Source organism: Mesorhizobium sp. M5C.F.Ca.IN.020.29.1.1, assembly GCF_003997375.1.
Classification (GTDB): Bacteria; Pseudomonadota; Alphaproteobacteria; order Rhizobiales; family Rhizobiaceae; genus Mesorhizobium; species Mesorhizobium wenxiniae.
The window spans coordinates 1-6,182 of record NZ_RZSW01000387.1; the positions used below are offsets into that span (position 1 = coordinate 1).

Here is a 6,182-nt window from a genome sequence, read left to right on the forward strand (position 1 = left end):
GGCAAAGAGGGAAACCCGAATGCCTCTGCCTACAGCACCTCCAAGGCGGCGGTGATCGGCCTGACCAAGTCTCTGGGCAAGGAACTGGCCAAGACCAAGGTGACCGTGAACTGCGTCACGCCGGCGGCGGTGCGCACCGCGATTTTCCAGCAGATGAGCCAGCAGCACATCGATTTCATGCTGTCGAAGATACCGATGGCGCGGTTTGGCGAGGTCGAGGAGGTGGCGGCGCTGATCTCGTGGATCGCTTCGGAGGAATGCTCCTTCACCACCGCCGCCGTTTTCGACGTTTCCGGCGGCCGGGCCACCTATTGAAGCAAGTTGGCCGATCTACCGCCAAGGCCGCGAGACTGGAGTTCCCGTCGCTTGCTTAGGGTCGAACCTCGACTGTCCGACGAAGACCTGCTCGACCGCTTCCAGTGCGCGGCCTTCGGCTATTTTCTGGAAACCGTGAATCCGGAGAACGGGCTGGTTGCCGACACCTCGCGGCCAAATTGGCCGGCAAGCATCGCGGTCGTCGGCTTCGCCCTGTCCTGCTATCCGGTCGGGGTCGAGCGTGGCTGGATGACTCGAGATGCCGCCGTAAAGCTGACGCTTGCCGCACTGCGCTTCTTCTGGAACAGCCGGCAAGGTAATGGCGACGACGTCACCGGCCACAAGGGTTTCTATTACCATTTCCTCGACATCCGGACCGGCCTGCGCACCTGGCGATGCGAATTGTCGATGGTTGACACTGCGCTTTTGATGGCCGGCGTGCTCGTGGCTGGCGCCTATTTCACGGGCGACAATGACGAAGAAACCGAAGTCCGCGAACTAGCGGAAGTCCTCTACCGGCGCGTCGACTGGCGATGGGCGCAAGGCAGCAATTCGACCTTGCGACAGGGGTGGAAGCCGAAGAGCGGCTTTCTGCGTTATGGCTGGGAAGGCTACAACGAAGCGACCATGCTCTACGTTCTGGCAATGGCCTCCCCGGACAAGCCAGCCTCGGACGACAGTTATGCCGGCTGGACGGCGACATATCGATGGGAAAACATCTACGGCTACGACGTGCTCTATGGCGGTCCGCTGTTCATGCACCAGTTCTCGCATGCCTGGATTGACTTCGACGGCATCCGGGATGCGTTCATGCGGGAGAAGAACTCGGACTATTTCGAAAACAGCCGCCGCGCGACCTACCTTCATCGGGATTATGCGCGGCACAACCCCTCTGGCTACGACGGCTACGGCGAAGGACTTTGGGGCCTTTCGGCGGGTGACGGGCCCGGCAACTTCCGCGCGAAGATCGAGCGGCGACCGCGCAAATTTTCCGGCTACGCGGCGCGCGGCGCACCGTTCGGCCCGGACGACGGAACGATAGCGCCGTGGTCGTATCTCGCATCGCTGCCCTTCGCGCCGGAAATCTGCCTGCCGGCGCTGCGCCACCTCAGAGAACGCCACCCTGAGGTGGTCGACAGTTTCAGGGTGCCGAGCGGTTTCAACCCCACGCTGGCGAACCGGCGGAAGTTCGGGCCGAGCGGCTGGATATCGGATGCGCATTACGGACTGGACCAGGGTATCGTCGTGCTGATGATCGAAAACCACCGCTCGCGCCTGATCTGGGACCTGATGCGGTCGAGCCCGCATATCCCTCGCGGCCTGTGCAAGGCCGGGTTCAGCGGCGGCTGGCTATCGCAGCCGGCGGACCCTAAGGACCGTGCTGAATGACGGCTACCGCCCAGCTGTCGCTGTCGTGTCGACAATAAGATGTTCGCCCTTCCCAGCAACTCGCGCTTGCTGGGAAGGGAGTCACTGGCCTGCTCGCATGTTCGATTTCATTTGGCCCGGCAAGTAACCGGCATGATTAGCCGGCGAACGTGTAGGCGGTCTTCACTGTGGTGTAGAACTCCGCCGCGTAGCGGCCCTGCTCGCGCGGGCCGTAGCTCGATCCCTTGCGGCCGCCGAAAGGAACATGGAAATCGACGCCCGCCGTCGGCAGATTGACCATCACCATGCCGGCCTCCGAGTTGCGCTTGAAATGCGTGGCGTGCTTGAGGCTCGACGTGCAGATGCCCGACGTCAGCCCGAACGGCGTGTCGTTGGCCACCGCCAGCGCCTCGTCATAGTCCTTGACGCGGATGACGCTGGCCACAGGCCCGAAGATCTCCTCGCGCGAGATGCGCATGGCGTTGGTGGCTTGCGTAAACAGCGCCGGTTGCAGGTAGAAGCCGCGGGTTTCGCGATCGAGCCGCTCGCCACCGAAGGCCAGATCGGCGCCTTCCTGGCGGCCGATGGCGATATAGTCTTCGTCCTGTTTCAACTGGCTCTGGTCGACCACCGGTCCGATCTGGGTTTTGGCATCGAGAGCGTCGCCGACGGCCAGCTTGCCCAGGCGATCTTTCATCGCGTCGACGAAGCGGTCATGGATGCCGTCCGTCACCACCAAGCGGGACGATGCCGTGCAGCGCTGGCCGGTCGAGAAGTATGCGCCATTGATCGCGCAGTCGACGGCGACCGCAAGATCTGCATCGTCGAGCACGACAAGCGGGTTCTTGCCGCCCATTTCGAGCTGGAACTTGCGCATGTGCTCTACGCTGGCGGCAGCCACGCGCTTGCCGGTGCCGACCGAGCCGGTGAAGGTGATGGCATTGAGGTCAGGGCTGTCGAGCATGGCCTGGCCGACCACCGAACCCTTGCCCATGACGAGATTGAGCACGCCCTTCGGCAGGCCGGCGCGGTGCAGGATGTCGACAATGGTCCAGGCGCTCTCCGGAACCAACTCGGCCGGTTTGAAGACGATGGTGTTGCCGTAGGCCAGGGCAGGAGCGATTTTCCACGCCGGAATGGCGATCGGGAAATTCCACGGCGTGATGATGCCGACGACGCCGACCGCCTCCCGCGTGATTTCGACACCGACGCCGGGCCGCACGCTTGGAACCAGCTCGCCAGACAGGCGCAGCGTCTCACCAGCAAAGAAGTCGAAGATCTGGGCGGCCCGCACGGTCTCGCCAATGCCCTCGACCAGCGTCTTGCCTTCTTCGCGCGCCAACGCCCGGCCGATTTCATCTTTACGCGCGGTGATCTCGTCCGACGCCTTCCTCAGCACCGCATGGCGTGCCAGCAGGCCCGATCGGGACCAAGCCGGAAATGCCGCTTTCGCCGCCGCGATGGCCTGCCGGGCCTGCTCGGCGTCCCCAGACGCATACTCGCCGACCACATCGTCGAGATTGGACGGGTTGATGTTGCGGGAGCCGGCGTCGCCCACCCACTCGCCACCGATGAGGTTCTTTCGAAACGGGATCATGTCGCTGTCTTCCTTGTCGTCCTTCGATTGCTGTCTATCTGGACCACCGGCCGCCACACCGCAAGGCCGCCAGCGGCAAAGTTCTCTTGCTCGACAGGCATGTGCTAGGTGTCGAGGCGGTAAAAGTTGATTCTAGTGTTGTGCGACGCGGATCGCACCGGGAGGAACCGCCATGTCCGACAGCGTGTTGCCGCTGGTGATCAGCGCGCCCGAGCCGCGCACGCTCGACCTGATTTTCACGTCCGAGGCACTGGCGAGATTCCGCGCCAAATATCGTATCGTCGAATCGTCGCCAGAAGGCGTCGCGGCCCTGCCGGCCGACGTGCTCGCCGAGGCGCGCTACATCGTCGGCCAGCCGCCGATCGCGCCGGAGACGCTCGACAAGATGCGAACACTGCGCTGCGTCTTCAATGTCGAGAGCAACCTCATCAACAACATGCCGTATGAGACGCTTTTTTCGCGCGGCATCCATGTTGTTACCACCGGCCTGGTCTTTGCCGAGCCGGTGGCCGAGCTCGGCCTCGCCATGGCGCTCAACCTCGCCCGCGACATCGTCGACGCTGACCTCGCGTTTCGTGAGGGCAAGGAGCTGTGGGGCGGCGACGGCAACCGGAAGGCGCGGCTTCTGTCCGGTGCTGATGTCGGTATCATCGGCTTTGGCGATCTCGGCCGTGCGCTCAACCGGCTGCTGTTAGGCTTTCGCACGCGGACCAGGGTATTCGATCCGTGGCTGCCGCCGTCGATCCTCATCGAGAACGGCGTCGAGCCGGCTACGCTCGACAGGGTTCTGTCGACCAGCGATTTCGTCTTCGTCGTCGCTTCGGTGACCAGCGAAAACCAAGGGTTTCTCGGCGCTGACGCCTTTGCCAGAATGCGCACTGGAGCCGCGTTCATCCTGCTCAGCCGTGCCGGTGTGGTCGATTTTCCGGCGCTGATGGAGGCCGTTCGCAGCGGCCACATCGTCGCCGCCAGCGACGTGTTTCCGGAAGAGCCGCTGGCGCAGGATCATCCCGTGCGCACGCTGCCCGGCTTCCTGCGTTCCGCCCACCGGGCCGGCGCGCTCGACATCGCTTTCAAGCGCATGGGCGACATGGTGCTGGAGGACATGGACCTGATCGACCGCGGCCTGCCGCCGATGCGTTCGAAGCGGGCCGAACGCGAGACCGTTTCGCGGATGCGTTCGAAGCCAGTCGACAAGAACTGAGCCGCAAGCCAGCGCCTGCATCGGTTTCTCAGATGGCGAACGACCAGAACAGGCAGGCCAGTGTCGCAGCGGCGAAGACGACGAAGAATAGGCTTCTCAGCAGGATATTGCGGCGCAACTCGTTCATGAAGAGATGGCATCCGACGACTGCTGCGACAAGCAGGAAGCGCCAGTTCAGCAGCGCCGGCAAGATGTTGCCCCGATCGAAAGCCCACCTGGCAGCGAGACAGCCAATGATGGCCGCGAACAACACGATGACTGTCCAGAAGATCGCATCCGCGGCGTTCGTCAGGACGGCGCTGGCGGCTCTGATCGGCAGGATCATCATGAGCAGCGCGCTGAAGAAGTAGACTGATGCAAGCGGGATAAACGTTCCGGCATCGGCGACGTCGTCCAGGCGTTTTGCGCCGATCGCACCATAAGGATAGCCATGCCTGGCCACTGCCAGGCTGAGCGCCATCAGCAAAGCCGTCAATATGGCGACCAATGCGAATGAAGTGAGGGCTTTGCTCATAAGGGTCCTGTTCGGAACGAATCGAATGAGGACGTTGGTAGCCCATGGTTTGTAAATTGCTGGTAAGCGTCGAGGCCCGGCGTGACAGAGTTTCTCGACGCCCTCACTCCGCCGCTTGAAGGCGTCGCGCCTCAATGATGGTCCTGATCTCGGCGCGGCAGGAGCCGCAGTTGGTGCCGGCATGCAGGGTGGCGCCGATCGCCTCGACGCTGGTGCAGCCGCCGCGTACCGCCTCCGCGATCTGATTGGCGCCGACCCCGAAACAGGAGCAGACGACGGCGCCACGATCGACGGTATTGCCGCCCGGCCGCCCGGCTACGATCGCCAGCCGCCCGCGCCGATCGGCATGGTCCGCACTCAACTGCTCCACCGCCCAGCTGCGCGACACCGCGACCGGCTTGGGCGCAAGATAGAGCGCGCCAGCCAGCCGGCTGCCGGCGAAGCGGGCAAAGCGATAGTGCCCGCCGGCGACATCTTGATAGGCGAGCGTCTCGCCTTGCGCGTCCGCGCCAAAAAGCGAAGCTGCGAAAACCGGCCAATCCCGGCCAGCTTCCAGTGCAAGCTCGAGGCGCCAGCCGGCGGCGCAACGGGCGAGGCTCCAATAGTCGGCGTCGATCAAGCCCGGCCGTTCGGCAAGCACGGCGAAGCCGAAGGCGGCGGCAGCAAAGCGTTCCACGCGGGCGGCAATATTCTTCGAGGCCGGCTGGCCTGAAATCGCATCGGTGATGGGTGCCACCAGCGCATCGACGCGAGCACGCGCTGAGAACTGGTCCGTCCAGTGCATCGGCACGAAGACTGATCCCGGGCGCTGCCGCGCTGTCACCAGCGCGCGAACCAGCACCTCGCCGTGCCCAGTCGAGACGCGCACGATGTTGGCATCGCCGATGGCGAAGTGCTGCGCATCCAGCGGATGGATTTCGGCGAAGGGCTCGGCCATGTGCTGCGACAGCCGCTGGCTCTTGCCGGTCCGCGTCATGGTGTGCCAATGGTCGCGAATCCGCCCGGTGTTGAGGATCAGCGGATAGTCCGGGCTGGTGCGGATGTGTGCAGTCGGGTGGATGGCGATGAAACGCGCCTTGCGGTCGGGCGTGTAGTAGCCGCCATTGGCGAAGAAGCGGATACCCTCCCCCTTGAGGGGAGGGTCGGCGAGCGAGCTTTGCGCAGCAAGGCGAGAGAGCCGGGGT

Annotated in this window: 6 protein-coding genes; 3 read left to right on the forward strand and 3 right to left on the reverse strand. The window is 63.9% G+C overall.

Going from position 1 to position 6,182, the window contains the following annotated elements; genetic code table 11:
• Together EOA85_RS24880 and EOA85_RS24885 are read left to right on the forward strand one after the other, a co-directional pair.
• The coding region (locus tag EOA85_RS24880) for an SDR family oxidoreductase (protein ID WP_127211535.1) at positions 1-315 on the forward strand (315 nt) is incomplete at its 5' end.
• 51 nt (positions 316-366) lie between these two features.
• Positions 367-1,704 carry a glucoamylase family protein gene (locus EOA85_RS24885; RefSeq protein WP_127211536.1) on the forward strand — a complete coding sequence of 446 codons (1,338 nt, stop codon included), beginning with the start codon at positions 367-369 and terminating at the stop codon, positions 1,702-1,704.
• Positions 1,705-1,840: 136 nt separating this feature from the next.
• On the opposite strand, the gene EOA85_RS24890 is transcribed toward EOA85_RS24885, so the two are convergent.
• Positions 1,841-3,277, reverse strand: a complete 1,437-nt coding sequence (locus tag EOA85_RS24890) for an aldehyde dehydrogenase family protein (protein WP_206523360.1) — start codon at positions 3,275-3,277, stop codon at positions 1,841-1,843.
• A 175-nt stretch (positions 3,278-3,452) separates the two neighbouring features.
• Here EOA85_RS24890 and EOA85_RS24895 point away from each other — a divergent pair, with 175 nt between their 5' ends.
• Positions 3,453-4,484: a hydroxyacid dehydrogenase gene (locus EOA85_RS24895; RefSeq protein WP_127211538.1), complete on the forward strand. Its 1,032-nt coding sequence runs from the start codon at positions 3,453-3,455 to the stop codon at positions 4,482-4,484.
• A gap of 28 nt (positions 4,485-4,512) precedes the next feature.
• Here EOA85_RS24895 and EOA85_RS24900 read toward each other — a convergent pair whose 3' ends face one another.
• Together EOA85_RS24900 and EOA85_RS24905 are read right to left on the reverse strand one after the other, a co-directional pair.
• Positions 4,513-4,998 carry a hypothetical protein gene (locus EOA85_RS24900; RefSeq protein WP_127211539.1) on the reverse strand — a complete coding sequence of 162 codons (486 nt, stop codon included), beginning with the start codon at positions 4,996-4,998 and terminating at the stop codon, positions 4,513-4,515.
• Positions 4,999-5,101: 103 nt separating this feature from the next.
• Positions 5,102-6,182, reverse strand: a 1,081-nt coding sequence (locus EOA85_RS24905) for a molybdopterin dinucleotide binding domain-containing protein (RefSeq protein WP_206523359.1), incomplete at its 5' end; no start/stop codon positions are given.

What these genes read in the sequence shown, in the direction of transcription:
- EOA85_RS24900 (WP_127211539.1), bottom strand. Translation starts at nt 4,998, where the DNA reads ATGAGCAAAGCCCTCACTTCATTCGCATTGGTCGCCATATTGACGGCT.
- EOA85_RS24895 (WP_127211538.1), top strand. Translation starts at nt 3,453, where the DNA reads ATGTCCGACAGCGTGTTGCCGCTGGTGATCAGCGCGCCCGAGCCGCGC.